Origin of the sequence: Brevibacillus laterosporus, from assembly GCF_030489605.1 — a bacterium.
In the GTDB taxonomy this organism is placed as follows: Bacteria; Bacillota; Bacilli; order Brevibacillales; family Brevibacillaceae; genus Brevibacillus_B; species Brevibacillus_B laterosporus_E.
The window spans coordinates 1-17,214 of sequence record NZ_JAUKFY010000040.1; the positions used below are offsets into that span (position 1 = coordinate 1).

The window sequence follows — 17,214 nt, forward strand, 5'->3', positions numbered from 1 at the left end:
GGGTGAGGATTTTTTTGGTATACACGATTATTTAGCTTTAAACGAGAAATATAATAAGCTCCTCTCATATCCATATGTTCGAAATCCTGTAAATCGAAGTAGCCTAAGTTACGAATACATAAGTTATTTTTCTGAACAGTCTCTAGACAAATAGAACCGTAGGTTCGGTCGTTTTGTTTTCCTAGTCCCGCCTCAACGTGTAGGAATTGTCCACTAAGAAGGTCATATTTTAACTGAATTTTAACACTGGCTGTATGGCTACTTCCCCCAAATCCTTTATAAGCAGAAGCAAAGATATCCGGAAGCTGAAAAGTAGTGGAATCTAGTATGCGGATTCTATGAAACAAAGTTACGTAACCATGAGGTAATGTATCGGCAGCGTATAGCTTTTGAATAAGAAGGTGTGAAAATAGTCGTTGAAGAAATTGTACGGCTTGGCCTATTAAATCGCTTCTTTAGTCCTTCCGGACTCATTAATATCCCAGTGTATGCCTCTAAACGACTACATAATTTCATTAAAGACTCGCAACTTTTTGACTTAACCATACACAAAGTGCAACTAACTCCTGAGACTGATACTTACTTTTTCTTTTGATAAAACCAGCTTCTCTAGCAAGCTCTTCAAGAGCTTCAGGCACTAAGCAACGTTGGAGCTCTTGAGAAAAAAGCTGTAGCTCGTCTAAGATTTCCATAAAAAACGCCATCCTCTCCTAGGAATCTACGGAAAGAATAGCGTATTTTTCGTTTTGGGGGTACTAAATTATTTTAAGTTGATGGCGATGTGGTACTACCCCTATTCGTTCTTTTTCTGCTATAAATGGGGAGATGTCACACCATAAATTACGAAGTACATAACACACTGCCAAAATGCTCATAAAATGTGGTATTATGTGTAAATGAGGCAGTTGAGATGGACATATGAAAAACAACACGCCATGTTAAAAATGCACTTATAAAAGAAAAGGGGTCAATAAACGTACCAACAGAATCACATGATATTGACTACTTATATCGCTTTTACTTAGCTAATCGAAAAACATGTCTAGTTGATTCCCCAAGTAGCTTGTTAAACTAAGTTAACATTGCTAAATGCTAGGTCCCTTAATAAAGTTAAAGAATCCATAAGTGAGATCAAGTAATTAAAAGAAAAGAGCCAAACTATCTATCAATTTAAGGAAGTGATTGATATATGTGGTCTTTATTAACGCTAACTATCATAACATTATTACTCTTTGCTTTCAGTTTGTTTACTAAATTTAATTTCATAATTTTCGCAGTTTCTTTTTTGTTTTTATCCCGACTCCTCGATAAAACTATTTTCAAAAATTTTAAAAGTCCAAATAAGGTATTGTCTATTTTAATTGTAGTGTTATACATAGCTATAAATATTTTTGTTGTAGTAGATATTCTCAGATAAAAAGGAGCCCCTATAATCAGGAGCTCCTTTTTATCTGAGTGGGTATTAGGGAAGTAAGAAGAAAAACTTGTATAGCAAAATTAATAATTTAAACTGGAATCCATTCTATAGAAATCCATTTTTTTACAGGAAACAAATCACCACCAGGCTTACCATACTGCACTTCATAATTGTATTTGTGTACAATGTTCCAACCTTTTAGATTTTTGCTTTTCACATGTCTTGCCATGAGTTCTGCACCAGCTGAGATTGCTCCAGTAGCTAGTAACCCATATCCTGTTTTAGTTAATGTAACTTTTGCGATTTTCTCCCATGCTGCTACACCTAATGCAGTTATCGCACCAGCGATACCGAGATCAGCAGATATTTTAGATAACTCATCTGCTGAGAAAAAAGTGGTGGTCGTATAGACTAGGCAAGGATTGTAATCTGAAAGTGGTTTATTTTTATAGGGCCATTTATTTTTATCGCAAGAAGATTTCCATGATGTTGTAGTACTTTTAGTTTCGGCAAGTACTATTTGTGTATTCATTGGAGCAACGACTGTAAAAATAAGACAGAAACAAATTAGGATTGATAATCTTTTGAAATTTACCAAAATAATCAACCTCCAAATTTTACATAATTAACCTAAAAACCCACACATTTACACATAATATACATTCGAATGATGTGGATGTAAATGATTTACAGTAAATTATTGGTATATAAATATAGAATTTGTATATTTTTTGTCTGTTATAAGTAATTTAAGAGTAACTAAGTCCGCCAGACGACAAAGGTGGCATAAAGCCTTGTGGGCTGCTCTCCTCTGAAGTTTTATTGTTCTATCGATCGGCGGTCTATTAAAACCAAAAATTTTTATATCCAAAAACAGGAATAAATTGGTTAGTTGTAGAAATATCTTATAAACTTTCAGCCATGTAGGATGTCCATTCCTACACAAAACCCCTGCTGGTTAAGTAGGGGTTTTTTATATTCGGAGTGACTCCCAAATGGTTAACCATATAACTGATTAACTTTTTTTGGTAAAAACCTTTCGGACTAGAGCAGCTACCCTGTCACTACCCCTTCTGGATATGTTCCTGACCTTCTACTAGCGATAGATGTCCCAATGCCTACAAGCATTTTTGTGGGAGATCACAGGGATGGACATTTATTTAGCATGACATCGAAGCTTAATGTTCTAGTCTTGAAATTTTCTCGTTTTTTAAAATATTTTTATGCGAAGGGCGAGTAAGATGAGTATATTGAAAAAAATGGAAGTCAACGGATATAATGAAAAGTGTTAGTATACTGAACAGTACAAATTTTAGAGGAGGTGGTTTGGGTAAACCTAAGCATCGACTTGGTTGCCAGCGTGAAGAACTCATCTATGATGTGGGAGCCTTCGTTGTACCAAAATGTCATAATCAAGAAGAAGCAATCAAATCAACAATAATGGAGAAAATCATGAAAATAACTGTTCTAATAGAAAATGTAAAGGATGAGTCAAAAGACTTGTTGAATGAGTCTGGTTTATCTCTTTACATAGAGAAAGATACCAAACGTATCCTATTCGATACAGGGAAAACAGGAAATTTTATTTCTAATGCAAAGAAAAAAGGAATACGTTTAGAGGATGTTGATGCGGTAGTACTTTCTCATGGTCATCATGACCATGTTGGGGGCCTATTGCCTTTTTTTCAGGTAAATAATAAAGCAAAAGTATATATGAAAAGAAAAGCTCTTGGAGATTATTATTTTCATTACATGTTTTTTCGTAAAAGAATCAGTATTGATAACAATGTATTTGAGGAATATTCTAACAGAATCATTTATATTGATAGCTTCACGGAAATAATGAACGATATTTATATTATCACAGACATAGACGAGTATTATAGTACTCCTAAGGGTAATAAATACTTATTTGTTAAACAAGACAATAAGCTAATGAAAGATAATTTTGAGCATGAGCTAATGATGATTATAAAAGGGGATCAAGGAATAAGCTTGTTTACAGGTTGTTCTCACAAGGGTGCGCCTAATATGATACGAGCCGCCAGAGCCGCTTTTCCCAGTAACAATATCAAAGCAGTGATAGGTGGATTTCATCTGATCACCATACCAATTATGAGCTCATTGAGCGCCTCGCAAAAAGAGATTGAGGTAATCGCTAAAATGATAATTGATGAAAAAATAGAGAAAGTATATACAGGGCATTGTACTGGAATGAAAGCATACCGAAATTTAAAGAATATTTTGGGTAATAAGATTGAGTACATTAGAACAGGTTCGGATATATATATTTAGTCATTAAGTCGAGGAAATAAAGTGAAGTGCACCTCTTGGTTATCCTATGAAAATTCCAGAGGTGTATTTTTTATGGCAATAAAAAAGGTAATAGAGAAATATAACCGTTTGTTATGGTCTTAAACATTTAAATTCATGGATGTTGTATTCTAAAAATCCTTAGGTATAATAGGTTAATGTAGGAACGATAGTAAAAATATACCAAATTCAAATGGTCGGAATTGGATGGTTTTTACAACAGAAATAGATAGGAGAAGAGCATTTGTCCGCGAGAATTGGGGGTGTTATTTCCATACGTAGAGGTAGGAATAACCGATATTCCAGATAAGGTCTCATTTGATTGAGTACTGGAATAAGTCACCCCATTTCGTAAAGGGAGAAGAAACTGTAACACGCCGATCAGAAAAATGCCCTATGTATCCTAATAAAAAAGAAGGAGCCCAATCATGAAACAAAGTAAACCCGAGTTTTTTCCTTATATCTATCACACGGTAAAGACGCTGCCGATTCTTTCGGAACAAGAGCGAATCACTTGCTTGGAACTGGCAGGAAACAATCTGAATAATTTGAGACCTCACGAAATCACCTTTGATCTTTTAACCGACAGCGGCAATAGTTCCAGAAGTATAGAACAGTTTTCTTCGATATATGTTGCAGATGAGGGGCCTTTTCGCATAAGCGAAACAGCCAAAAAACTAGAGCGCTTGTTGATTGAGGTATTTGGGTTTCCCTTTGTGGATTTATATCCGCAAGGTCGTTCTGCGGAACAAGCTTTTAGCAGTTTGATGGTAAAACCAGGGCAAGTGATTCCTGGAAATATGACCTATACTACTACACAACACCATCAACAGATGAATGGCGGTAAGCCTGTTAGCGTTGTCTGTGAAGAGGCATTTCATTTGGATTCAGCGGTTGTTTTCAAAGGGAATGTTGATCTGTCCAAGTTATCTGCCTTGATTGCGGAGGAGGGAGATAACATTGCATATGTAAATATTGAGCTTTGTTCCAATTCGATTGGTGGATACCCAATCTCCATGGAGAATCTTGAAAAGGTATATAAGCTAACTTCTTCTCACAATATTCTTTTGATCCTGGATTCCACACGGATTCTTGAAAATGCAAAGTTTATTCAGGAGTTTGAAGATGGCTTTAAAAATGAATCTATTTCTTCGATTATTAAGCAAATCTGCAATCTATCGGATGGTTGTGTAAAGAGTCTCAAAAAAGATTTCCTAACTTCAAATGGTGGATATATAGGTGTTCGGGATGCCGGACTTTATTCCAGATTGCGTGATTATTCATTAGTTAGCGGAACAGATATTTCAGCAACAGACTTGGCGACTATTTACCAAGGGATCAAAGAGGCTGTTTACCTAGAAGAACATATGGGTTCTCGATTCTCATTAACCAAAAGATTATTTGATCAACTGAAAGAAAACGGTGTTCCCCTCGTAGAGCCCTCCTCGTGCCATGGGGTATGGATACGTGTACAGCCATTTGTACAACATCTCTCTGAAATGAAGAGTCCTCAGGTATCTTTACAGAATGCCCTGTATTTAAAGGGAGGAATTCGTTCTGGCTCTGCAACTCTCAGAAAACCTGACGGTGAATTGATTCCTATATTACGACTTGCGTTACCTCATCGGTTGTACAACGAATCCCAGATTGATTATATTGCGTACGCGGTTACTGCCGTTTGGAATGAGCGGGAGAAATTAATTGATTATGAAGTGGTGGAGGGTTCCAAAGGGCTTTTGGAGCAGATGGTGGCTCACTATCGATCATTTCCAACTGAGAAAAATCAGGTAAATGAATCTAAATGAAAAAATCTATAATAAAGGAGTTTTGATATGGAAAAGATTTCGTCTGAAAAAATTGTATATTATCCTGAAAACAAAACAATCTATCATTTATTTGAAGAACAAGCTGAGAAAACTCCTGATCAAATTGCAGTTATTTGTGGCGACGAGCAAATAACATACCGTGAATTAAACAACAAATCAAACAGCCTTAGTAAAATCCTTGTGGAAAAAGGGGTACAGTCTAATCAGATCATAGGCATATTAAGTGAGCGTTCGATTACGATGGTCATTGGTATCTTGGCGATCTTAAAGGCTGGCGGAGCTTATTTGCCGATTGATCCAGAGTACCCGACTGATCGGAAAAATTACATGCTCTTTGATTCCCAGGTTACTCTATTATTAACTGAAAAAGATGAACTTGTTGAATGTTTGGATTATGATGGAGAGATTTTTTGTCTGAATGATAATCAGATAAATGAGGGTCATTCGGTTTTGGTAAGCAACAGGAACAAGCCAAATGATCTTGCCTACATCATTTATACCTCGGGGACAACGGGTAAGCCCAAAGGGGTCATGATTGAACATAAAGCCATCTCTAATACCATTCATTGGAGAAGGGATGAATACAAGCTGGGAACGGATGATAAAGTTATACAATTATTTTCATTCTCGTTCGATGGATTTGTCGTTTCCCTCTTTACTCCATTGGTCTCTGGAGCAACAGTCATTTTGCTAAAGGAGTATGAAGCTAAAGATCCACTTGCTATAAAACACTGTATAGCTGAACATCAAATTAGCTATCTGCTCATTGTTCCCACCCTATACACATTTGTATTAGAAGTCCTTACTGATGAAGACGCTCAGTCATTGAGGATGATTACGTTGGCAGGGGAAAAGATGGGACCAAGTCACGTAGTCAAAAGCAAAGAAAAGAACCCGGCTGTCGAAATCATCAATGAGTATGGGCCTACCGAAAACAGTGTAACAACAACCCTTTGCAGGGATGTCAGTGTCGAAAGGATTAACTCTATTGGGACCCCGATTGCCAACAATAAAGTATATATCGTTGATGAGAAGAATGAAGCTCTACCTGTTGGTGTTCCCGGTGAGCTATGTGTTTCAGGCTCTGGATTGGCACGCGGATATGTAAACGCTCCTGAATTAACAGCGGAAAAGTTTATTGATCATCCTTTTGAGCCAGGCAACAAGATGTACAAAACAGGTGATCTGGCAAAGTGGCTTCCCGATGGAAGTTTGGCTTATTTGGGTCGTGTAGACAATCAGGTGAAAGTAAGAGGGTATCGCATTGAGCTAAATGAGATCGAGGCCCATCTTTTACAATATGATTCCATTCATGAAGCGGTCGCCACGATTTGGGAAGACAAGGATGGATCCAAGCATCTGTGTGCCTATCTAGTTACCAACTCAAACGTATGTCCAGATCAATTGCGTGAATATCTCACGAAAAGAATGCCGGAATATATGGTTCCCTCCTTTTTTGTAGCTATGGAGAGATTTCCATTTACTTTAAACGGAAAAGTAGATAAATGCGCCTTGCCAGATCCGAAGATCAATCGAATTTCAACAGATTATGTGGCTCCAACAGGAGAGACAGAAGAAAAATTAATTGAAATTTGGAAGAATGTTTTGGATCTTGGCAAGGTTGGGATGAAGGACAATTTCTTTCATTTAGGAGGACATTCACTGAAAGCGGCTGTCTTGATTACCAAGATTCAGAAAGCATTTCAAGTGGAATTTCCTCTTCGTGAGGTATTTCAGCATGCTACGGTAGAGGAACAGGCTCATTACTTACGTCTCGCTCAAAAAGTAAGCTATGCGAATATTGAAAAGGTAGCTGAAATGGACTACTACCCCAGTTCTCCTGCCCAAAAACGCTTGTTCGTTGTAAACCAGCTGGAAGGCATCGGCAACAGCTATAATAATCCGATCTCCATTGATTTTGTTCACGATCTATCTGTAAGCAAGCTTGAAGAAACACTGTATGAATTAGTACAAAGGCATGAGTCATTAAGAACCTCCTTTGGGGTTGTTCAAGGGGAGATTGTTCAGACCATCCATACAAAAGTGGATTTTAAACTGGAGTACATAGAAGCTCCAGAAGAGGATGTGGAAGAAATTGCGAATAATTTCGTAAGGCCGTTTGATCTGGGTAGCGCGCCTCTCTTTAGAGCGTGCCTTGTGAAGAATGGTGTGAATAAGTTTAAGCTGATCATGGATACACATCATATTGTTACCGATGGAGTTTCTATGAAAATATTCATGGATGAATGTAGCCAGTTGCTTAATGGAGAGCAATTACATCCACTACCTATCCACTATAAAGATTATACAGGCTGGCAAAACAACCTGTTGTATGGTGAAATCATGAAGGAGCAGGAAAAGTATTGGCTCAAGACATTTGAAGGAAATTGTCCTGTGCTTAATTTTCCTACGGATTATCAAAGACCCAAACAGCTTAGTTTTGTGGGAAATAGATTGGCATTTACTATTGAAAAGCAACTTGCAGACAAATGTAAACAGCTCTCTGGTGAAGGAAATACGTTGTATATGGTGTTATTGGCAGCTTATTACATACTGCTCTATAAATATACTGGGCAAGAGGATATTATCGTAGGTTCTCCAACAGCGGGGAGAACGCACGATGACGCGAATGGAATCATCGGTATGTTCGTCAATACTCTTCCCATAAGGAATTTTCCAGAAGGTACAAAGACGTTCGAAGAATTTTTACATGAAGTGAAAACCAATACACTGCTTGCCCTGGAAAATCAAAGCTATCAATTGGATACTCTGATCGAGCGGTTGGGAGTAAAAAGGGATATTAGCAGAAATCCGTTGTTTGATACAGTCTTCTCTTTCCGGAATATGGATAAATTAGTCCTGAAAATAGACGGAACTGACTACTGTGTAAGGGATCTGGATACCCATGCTTCGAAATTCGATATGACCTTTTATATCACGGATGTTCAGGATAGCATCACATGGTATATCGAATACAATACAAACCTGTTCAAAGAAGAGACAATTAATCGTTTAGCGCAGCATTACGTGAATATTTTAATGGAGATCGTCAAGAATCCTGATCAGAAATTGGCAGATATTCAACTGCTAACAGAAGAAGAGAAGGATCAAATGATGATTGAGCAATGGAATCAAGCTCAAGCGAGTTATCCCACAGATAAAACCATTCATCAGATTATTGAAGAACAGGTGAGAAAAACTCCTGATCGTATAGCAGTTGCCTTTGAAGAGAGTCAGCTCACATACAGAGAGTTGAATGAAAAGGCAAATAGTCTGGCGCGGACTTTACGTAAGAAGGATGTCACTCCAGACAGCTTTGTCGCCATTATGATGGAGCGTTCACTTGAAATGATTGTCGGGATTGTAGCTATTCTCAAATCAGGTGGAGCCTACTTACCTATTGATCCTGAATATCCTCAGGAGCGAATCGACTACACGCTTCAAAATAGTGAGGCTAAATATCTTTTAACACAAGAACAGCTTATAAACAAAATCAAGTTTGACGGCGAAATCATTAATGTGAATGATAGTGAATCGTATCACCACGATGTTTCCGATCTGGAGTGCGTAAACACACCTAATGACCTTGCCTATATGATTTACACTTCTGGATCTACAGGTAAGCCAAAGGGAGTATTGATTGAACACCGTAATGTTGTTCGATTGTTAATCAACAGCAAGTTTCCTTATGATGATTTTACAGAGAATGATGTTTGGCCGATGTTCCATTCCTTTTGTTTTGATGTCTCCGTATGGGAAATGTACGGTTCCCTGTTTTATGGCGGGAAATTGGTCGTCGTTCCGCGAATCGTAGCCCAAAACACGGCTGCTTTTGCTGAACTGCTTAGAAAAGAAAAAATAACGGTTTTGAATCAAACTCCGACAGCATTTTATGCCTTGTTAAAAGAGGAGCTATCTAGTCAGACAAAGGATTTAACCGTTCGGTATGTGATTTTTGCAGGGGAAGCACTAAGCCCTAAAAAGCTGAAAGAGTGGAAAGAGAAATACCCTAATTGTCGTTGTATCAACATGTACGGGATTACGGAAACGACGGTTCACACCACTTTCAAGGAGATCACTTCCCGTGAAATTGAAACAAATGTCAGCAATGTGGGTAAGCCTCTTCCTACGTTAACCTGTTTCTTGTTTGATCAGTATAAAAAACTGGTACCAGTGGGAGTAGTCGGTGAGATCTATGTAGGTGGAGATGGGGTAGCCAGAGGGTACCATGGGCTTGAAGAACTGACCAAAGAACGTTTTATTCAGAATCCTTACAACCCACAGGAACGACTGTATAAATCCGGTGACTTGGCTCGTTTTAATTCCAACGGGGAGATGGAATATTTAGGTCGTATTGATCACCAGGTAAAAATACGGGGATACCGGATTGAACTGGGTGAAATCGAAAGTCGACTGTTGAAGCACCCTTCTATAAAAGAAGCGGCTGTTATGGCAAAAGAGGATGGTGCAGGTGAGAAATATCTATGTGCTTATTTCAGTGCGAGTGAACAAATTACCTTTTTCCAATTAAGAGAGCATGTATCCAAAGAGTTGCCGTCGTATATGGTTCCAGCTATTTTCATTCAATTGGAGAGTTGGCCAATGACCTCAAATGGGAAGCTGGATCGCAAAGCATTGCCTGAGCCGAATGAAACGACATCCGTTGGAGGGGCCTATGTTCCACCTGGCAATCCATTGGAAGAGAAGCTGACAAAAATATGGGAAGAAGTGTTGGGAAGTAATCAAGTAGGTGTCCTTGATGATTTCTTTGAAATAGGGGGTCATTCCCTCAAAGCAACATCGTTGGTGTATAAGATCAACAAAGAGTTGGATGCAAATATTTCATTTATTGATATTTACACAAATAATACAGTAAAACAACTGGCGGAATTGATAGCAAATAAGGATCAGGTGTGTAGGGACGACGACCTGGTGTTACTAAAAAAAGGGTCAAGTAATAACGTTATTTTCTTTATCCATGGCGGGAATGGAATGGTTGATACCTACGCTGAAATGTGCAGACATGGGATTTCCGACTTCAACTGCTTGGGAATTGAAATAGAGAAGGATGAAAGAATCGGACAGAAAGTATTCCATCTAAAAGAATTCGCCAAGAGATACGTGAAAATAATCAAAGATACTCAGTCGGAAGGCCCGTACTATATTATGGGTACCTGCATCGGGGGAACCATTGCTTTTGAGATTGTTAGACAGTTGGAAGAGATGGGCGAAAAGGAAATATACCTCGCTTTAGTAAGTGCTGCGCCGCCTGATAAAGCGCTTGTCTATGAGATGGATGAAAATATCTTGCTTGAAGAAGAAAAGAAAAGTATCCTGTCTCTTTTATCTTTATTGCCAGAGACTGATATAGAACTGGATGGCAAAGGAATAGAAGAAATGTGGAAGAGGGCAATGGATTGTTTGGAAAACAAGATCAGTCTTGACCAAATAATTGCTTATATTAACGAAGATGTGCCAGAGAGCAAAAAGAATGATTTGAAAACGTATTTGAAAGCTGTCAACAGTGTAAGGGCTTTATGCTCTCTGCGTGATAGGTATATCCCCTCAAGTAGTATAAAAACTAGAGTTTCTTACTATGGTGGAAGTGAGTACGATATTGAAAACAAGCATCTATGGGAAAATTATTGTCAAACACCTATTGATTACTTTGTTGTTCCAGGGGATCACTTTACTATTTTCAAGGAGCCAAATGTAGGGGTCTTTGCGGAAGTGGTTAGCCAGCACGTTGAACTATTTACAAAGCAGTTGGCGAAAGCGGTTTCCCATCCATAAAGTTAAGAGGAAGAACTGTTATTCCAAAATGGATTTGATGGGGATGGAGGAAGGCGAAGAGCTAACCTCCTTCCTATCTACATAAGTGCAGCTAAGGCTTCGCTAAAAGCTTGACGAATCCAAGTTTTCTAATTATTAACCATACATTTGAAAATTCACTTCGCTAAAAGGGGTATGAGTAATGTTACAAAAAGGCGATGAACCAGGTATACTTGCAAGACCGGAAATGCAGAAACAGGTCTACAAACGGACGTTGCTCATCGTTGCCATTTCACAAATTTTTGGTGGTGCAGGACTCGTAGCCGGAGTAACCGTAGGAGCACTCCTCGCTCAGGATATGTTGGGAACGGACAATCTTACTGGTATTCCTGCCGCATTGTTCACTGTTGGATCTGCCTTGGCCGCTTTTATTGTCGGACGACTCTCCCAACGTTTTGGACGTCGTACAGGACTTGCAACGGGATTCATGGCAGGAGGCATTGGCGCGATAGGGGTAGTCATTGCAGCAGTAAGTCACAATATATTGCTTCTTTTTGTTTCTTTATTTATCTATGGTGCTGGCACTGCTGCAAACTTACAAGCACGTTATGCAGGTACAGACTTAGCAATGCCTACACAGCGGGCAAAAGCAATCGGCATTGTGATGGTGTCAACTACTTTTGGTGCATTTATAGGTCCAAACTTGGTTGATTTCATGGGCAAATTTGCTACGTCAATCGGTGTCCCGTATTTAGCAGGTGCTTTTATTCTCGCTGCTGTAGCATACATCTTAGCTAGTCTGGTCCTTTTTATTTTTTTGCGCCCGGACCCGTTCGTTGTAGCTAAAACAATCGCTGAAGCAAATCAAAAAGATGATCCAAGCTCCGGCACAGATATGCATTCGAATATTCTAGGAATAAACAACGGGGGGATCATTGTTGGGACAATCGTAATGATAGTAACCCAAGTCGTTATGATCGCCATTATGACGATGACACCAGTACACATGAAGCATCATGGTCATAGCTTGAGTGCCGTTGGTTTAGTCATCGGTATTCATGTCGGAGCGATGTACCTGACATCTCTTGTAACCGGTGTCCTTGTTGATAAGGTTGGACGCATTACAATGTCGTTCGTAGCAGGTGTCATTCTACTTGCTGCCGGGATTTTATCTGCGATTGTACCAGCCGATTCCATACTAGGACTCATCATAGCTCTCGCGTTACTCGGAATTGGTTGGAATTTTGGCTTAATTAGTGGTACAGCGCTTATTGTGGATTCAACTGACCCTGCTACTCGTGCAAAGACACAAGGAACGATTGATGTCTTAATTGCATTAGTGGGTGCAGCGGGTGGAGCATTGTCTGGTATGATTGTAACAAACATGAGTTATGCAACACTCGCATTTGCAGGGGGGGGCCTTTCACTATTACTGATCCCTGTTGGAGTATGGTACCATAACAATCGCAAAGTGGAAGAATCTAAAAATCTCATGTAAAAAAATATTTTAAATAATTATAATATAGATAAGCAGAATTTGATTTTCTATAATGAAATAGATGTATTGTGAACATTAGTTGTAAATATTTACCTTTTGCGCGCTTGCCCCTAAAAGTGTGTTTCTATCTTGTCACTAAGCGCAGTGGATACCTTTCGTATCCAGTGGGAGGTAGTAATAAGTAATTTTCTGTCTGAAAGATGTATTCATTTAAAGTAGACTCAAAATGAACACATCAAACAATATGATTTATTGATACTTTGCGATTTAGGAGCAGGAACCCTGTCGCTCAAACATTGCTGCATCAGCTACAAAGGAATCAAATGACAAAGCCTGAGTAAACTTCAAAACCTCGATTTTCGTTAGCGTACAGGAAATCGAGGTTTTGGTATTCATTGAAATGCTTAGCGTACAATTTTCTTTTTTCGGTACGGTGACCCCAACTACACAATCCCTTCGTTTATTAACGGATACAATTTTACTTTGCGGTCTAGAGCAGCTACCCTGTCATTAAGCCTATTTGAAGGAGGGAGACAATTGAGGGAATATCTAGACGATTTTGTTGATGGACAATATGTATCCCCGAAAATTATATTTTAGATGGGAAACATACAGGTACAGTACGTGTAGTGGGGAGTTTGTTTTGAGGGGTACCCTATATGGTACCTTGGATATCCAAAATGGGGCGAAGGCAAAAATTATCGGGAAGCATTACCCAAGGAAAACGGGGAATCGCTTCTCGAAAGGACTCCCAGCCTGTGGGAATGCTATGAAATGAAAGAGCTGTATCATTCTGCTAACTCATCTGACGTACTAACGCAGAAACCGTCTTATCAGGTCTAGTAAATTGAGCGATATAAGCATTATGTATGTCTCCGAAGCCCTTGAACGTTTGTTGCTATTTGGCGATCAGTATTTTTTAAGAATATGATCTAGTCCACATTCTATGTAACTTGCTTTTTGATATGATGGCCAATAAATCAGATAGAAACTGTTCGCCTTTTTGAACAATAATATCCAGAAATTAATCAGCTGCACAATTTCTTTTCAATACCGAGTACAAAATTAATATTCACTTTCCTCACTTCTCATTTACATAGAAGGCATTGACCAATTATAGACTGAAGCTGGTGTTCACTGAAAATAAAGTTTTAGACTCGAAAAATGAAGTGTTAGACTCAAAAACGATGCTTCATTAAGCTAACGGGCAGGATAATGGATGAATTTGCGGGCAATTGATATAGGTTTAATAAAAAGGGTAAATTAAGTGAAGTTCAAATATTTTAATGATACTGGCGGAACTGAGGAGTAATTGTATGGCATTATAAACGAAAAAAGCAGACATAGGCCTTCATAACAAAATGAATCATCCAACATTTGCGATAATGAAAGCGCATGATCTTGAAACGTAAATTCCCCTATACTAAAAATGCAAATTTGAATGGCAATTAGTTGTGACGAAGAATGGGGGAACGAGCATGAGTAACAAGGCAGAAGGATTGTTAACTAACACAGATTTTCGCAGGCTCTGGATTGGGCAAACTGCATCACAGTTTGGGACTCAGGTTGCATTATTAGGAATGCCATTAGTGGCAGCTCTCTATTTAGGGGCCAGTCCCATGCAAATGGGGTTACTTGGTTTTGCCGAGTATGCTCCATTTATCATTTTCGGTTTGCTCGCTGGTGTATGGATAGACAGATTTCCCCGGCGACAAATTCTTGTCGCCGCTAACTTTTTCAGGGGTGTATTACTGCTCATTGTGCCGCTGACAGCCTTAACTGGATTCCTGAATATGATAGTTCTATATTTGGTAGCCTTCATAGTGGGTATCTGTACTGTCTTTTTTGATGTTGCCTATACATCCTTTTTGCCTTCCATTGTGAGCAAGGAGCAGCTTGTTGATGGGAATAGCAAACTAGAGACAAGTAAATCTACCGCACAAATTGCTGGGCCGGGTTTATCAGGTGGATTGGAACAGTTAATCACCGCTCCTTTTGCAATATTGTTCACGTCGGTATCCTTTTTTGTATCCGCTGTGTACATAGCCCGGATACGCAAGTTGGAGACAGTCGTGACAGATGCGAAAAAACAAAAAAACATGTGGCTGGAAATTAAAGAAGGGCTGCATACGGTTTACACAAAACCGTTGCTGTGGGGAGTGGTGCGCTGCTCAACAGTCTTTAACCTTTCCTGGAATGTTATTTTTAGTGTTTATGTTCTATATGCATCGCAAGAACTCAAAATCAGTGCGAGCATTCTTGGCATCATTTATGGAACGCTAGGAGTAGGGTACCTATTTGGCTCTCTGCTTGCCCAAAGAGCTGTACGTCGTTTTGGAGTAGGTCCAACAATTGTGGGTTCCGCTACGATCGCAGCAAGTGGCGGTTTGCTTGCTCCATTAGCAGTAGGATCAGAATTAAGTATTGCCTTCATTATGATGCTCGGACAACTTCTTTTCGGAATGGGTGTCTCAATGTTTAGCATTAGTACCATTAGTTTACGTCAAGTAATTGTACCTGATGCTCTGCAAGGTCGCGTGAATGCTACATTTCGATTTATCTCGTGGGGTTCTTTACCTCTGGGTTCGTTAATTGGAGGGATGATAGGGGGGGCAATGGGTTTACGGTTCGCTTTATTTGCGGGTGGCATTGGATTGTTAGCTTCCGCTTGTACATTATTGTTCACCCCATTTTTACAGCTACGTGTGAAATCATTTCATGAATTAACATTGGAAAAAGATGTGTCTATAAAGAGCTAAGGCTTGTAATCCTGATTTAGTACGTTCGCTAATAATATCTCGTTCTAATTCAGCAATACTAGCCATCGTCCGAAAGAAGAACTTTCCCATCGCCGTTGATGTATCAATACTATCGTTAATAGAAACGAAATCAACTTCAATATCGTTAAACTGTTCACTTAACTCAATGAGGTGCTTTGTAGACCGTTAAATCCGATCCAACTTATAAACGACAACCTTGTCTGCATTACGTAACAGCTTGAGTAATTCATCGAGTTGGGGCCGATCTTTTTTTGTTCCAGTCATTTTTTCTTGAAACACTCTTTCTACTCCGTATTTATTGAGAGCATCTATCTGCATATCTAAATTCTGGTCTTCTGTACTAACACGAGCATATCCGAAAATCACTTGTATTCCTTCCAAAAAAATGGTGTTCTCAAAAAGAGTTTAGGCTGCCGTACTCATGGAAAAACTAATCAAATATGAATTGTACTTTCGGTATCGAAAAGAACAAGGGAACAGGAGTTTATGCCATGGATGTACAAGAGCAACTTTTCAAGTATGTTAAGCAGCTAACAACTGAGGGAAAAAATGAGGAAGAGATCATTCGCACAGTAGCAAAATGGAAAAGCGCTACTCAAGTGATGATCTCACAAGCAATGGACATCAATTTACGACGAGTAAAGTACCTGTTCAAAAAGTACGGAATTAGGCGATATAATCAGTATCACACGACGAAACGTTGTACTCACTGTGGTGAAGATGTCCATGTATCTTGTTTTGAAGTCGAGGTCCATCAAGGCAAGGTGCGACAAAAACGTGTGTGTTATAGTTGTCAAAGAGAATATTATCGCCAGCACTACATGAAACGGGTAATAGCAAGGAAGTGGACTAATGAACAGATTAAAAAAGAGATTTTCATAATGGAATATCAGCTTGCTACATTAAAAGAGTTACTGGATTAACATTTGGTACCTTAACAACATATTTTATACCCAAATATATTATTTTGATCGAATAAATGATACCAAAATAGTACCGTAAATGGTCAAGTTCTGACAATAAATAAACTTTGTTTTAGGAAATGAGTTTTGGAACTGAATAGCATCGCGTTTTGAATCATTTTTAATTACAAGTTACATAGGACCAAAAACGTTCATTTTCGGTACGATAAATTCATAAAAATCACATCAATTAGGGGTCACCATATCAGAAATGGAGAATTAACGAATTTTAAGGATAACCCTCAAGAAATCAGGGTTATCCATTTTTACTTATATCGTATTCCATTGGATATTTCCTCCAAACAGCTCCAATTCAATATACGAATAGAGCTTTTATCTCTTTTAATAATTTTCTTTTCGGATAGCGAATGAATAACTCGATTTAGATGTCGATATGTCGTGCCAAGTAAATCTGCAACCTCTTTTATATTGGAAGTCTTTAGCTCCGTTCCAAAGATGTTATCGGGGGCAGGTGATATCGTGGACATAAGATAGCTCGCAAACTTGTTTTCCACAGATGCTAATAAATTTACACGAGAAGCCGTTGTACAAGTTTGAAGCTTATAGCTTACATGTTCTAAAAGGGGTCCCGCCACATGCCCATCAACCTAAGATTAAGTAAAAGTCCGTTCAACTGGATTTTTTT

8 protein-coding genes and 2 pseudogenes are annotated in these 17,214 nt (G+C 38.7%); 6 read left to right on the plus strand and 4 right to left on the minus strand.

The features are described 5' to 3' along the window. Positions 1 to 692 (minus strand): annotated as a pseudogene (locus QZ995_RS23015) (IS4 family transposase); the annotation flags it as partial. A gap of 813 nt (positions 693 to 1,505) precedes the next feature. After that, positions 1,506 to 2,015: a hypothetical protein gene (locus tag QZ995_RS23020; protein ID WP_301812220.1), complete on the minus strand. Its 510-nt coding sequence runs from the start codon at positions 2,013 to 2,015 to the stop codon at positions 1,506 to 1,508. A gap of 728 nt (positions 2,016 to 2,743) precedes the next feature. Here QZ995_RS23020 and QZ995_RS23025 point away from each other — a divergent pair. The 5 genes from QZ995_RS23025 to QZ995_RS23045 all read left to right on the plus strand — a co-directional run bounded on the left by QZ995_RS23025 (position 2,744) and on the right by QZ995_RS23045 (position 15,585). Further along, positions 2,744 to 3,712, plus strand: coding sequence for an MBL fold metallo-hydrolase (locus tag QZ995_RS23025; protein WP_301812222.1), 969 nt, complete (start codon positions 2,744 to 2,746; stop codon positions 3,710 to 3,712). A gap of 446 nt (positions 3,713 to 4,158) precedes the next feature. Continuing rightward, a complete protein-coding gene (locus QZ995_RS23030) occupies positions 4,159 to 5,535 on the plus strand; it encodes a tryptophanase (RefSeq protein WP_301812224.1) in 1,377 nt (458 codons plus the stop codon). 27 nt (positions 5,536 to 5,562) lie between these two features. Next, positions 5,563 to 11,349, plus strand: coding sequence for a non-ribosomal peptide synthetase (locus tag QZ995_RS23035; RefSeq protein ID WP_301812226.1), 5,787 nt, complete (start codon positions 5,563 to 5,565; stop codon positions 11,347 to 11,349). A gap of 181 nt (positions 11,350 to 11,530) precedes the next feature. Beyond that, the gene (locus tag QZ995_RS23040; protein WP_301812228.1) at positions 11,531 to 12,826 is read left to right on the plus strand and encodes an MFS transporter; all 1,296 of its coding nucleotides are present in this window, start codon (positions 11,531 to 11,533) and stop codon (positions 12,824 to 12,826) included. A gap of 1,478 nt (positions 12,827 to 14,304) precedes the next feature. Beyond that, the gene (locus QZ995_RS23045; protein ID WP_301812230.1) at positions 14,305 to 15,585 is read left to right on the plus strand and encodes an MFS transporter; all 1,281 of its coding nucleotides are present in this window, start codon (positions 14,305 to 14,307) and stop codon (positions 15,583 to 15,585) included. Here QZ995_RS23045 and QZ995_RS23050 read toward each other — a convergent pair. Further along, positions 15,586 to 15,972 (minus strand): annotated as a pseudogene (locus tag QZ995_RS23050) (recombinase family protein); the annotation flags it as partial. 125 nt (positions 15,973 to 16,097) lie between these two features. Here QZ995_RS23050 and QZ995_RS23055 point away from each other — a divergent pair. Beyond that, positions 16,098 to 16,529 carry a hypothetical protein gene (locus QZ995_RS23055; protein WP_301812232.1) on the plus strand — a complete coding sequence of 144 codons (432 nt, stop codon included), beginning with the start codon at positions 16,098 to 16,100 and terminating at the stop codon, positions 16,527 to 16,529. Between the two features lie 305 nt (positions 16,530 to 16,834). Here the strand turns inward: QZ995_RS23055 and QZ995_RS23060 are convergent, their stop codons facing one another. After that, positions 16,835 to 17,056 (minus strand): helix-turn-helix domain-containing protein, encoded by a 222-nt coding sequence (locus tag QZ995_RS23060; RefSeq protein ID WP_301812233.1) that lies wholly within the window; start codon positions 17,054 to 17,056, stop codon positions 16,835 to 16,837. Positions 17,057 to 17,214 lie beyond the last annotated feature (158 nt).

What these genes read in the sequence shown, in the direction of transcription:
- QZ995_RS23030 (WP_301812224.1), top strand. Translation starts at nt 4,159, where the DNA reads ATGAAACAAAGTAAACCCGAGTTTTTTCCTTATATCTATCACACGGTA.
- QZ995_RS23035 (WP_301812226.1), top strand. Translation starts at nt 5,563, where the DNA reads ATGGAAAAGATTTCGTCTGAAAAAATTGTATATTATCCTGAAAACAAA.
- QZ995_RS23040 (WP_301812228.1), top strand. Translation starts at nt 11,531, where the DNA reads ATGTTACAAAAAGGCGATGAACCAGGTATACTTGCAAGACCGGAAATG.
- QZ995_RS23045 (WP_301812230.1), top strand. Translation starts at nt 14,305, where the DNA reads ATGAGTAACAAGGCAGAAGGATTGTTAACTAACACAGATTTTCGCAGG.
- QZ995_RS23055 (WP_301812232.1), top strand. Translation starts at nt 16,098, where the DNA reads ATGGATGTACAAGAGCAACTTTTCAAGTATGTTAAGCAGCTAACAACT.
- QZ995_RS23060 (WP_301812233.1), bottom strand. Translation starts at nt 17,056, where the DNA reads ATGTCCACGATATCACCTGCCCCCGATAACATCTTTGGAACGGAGCTA.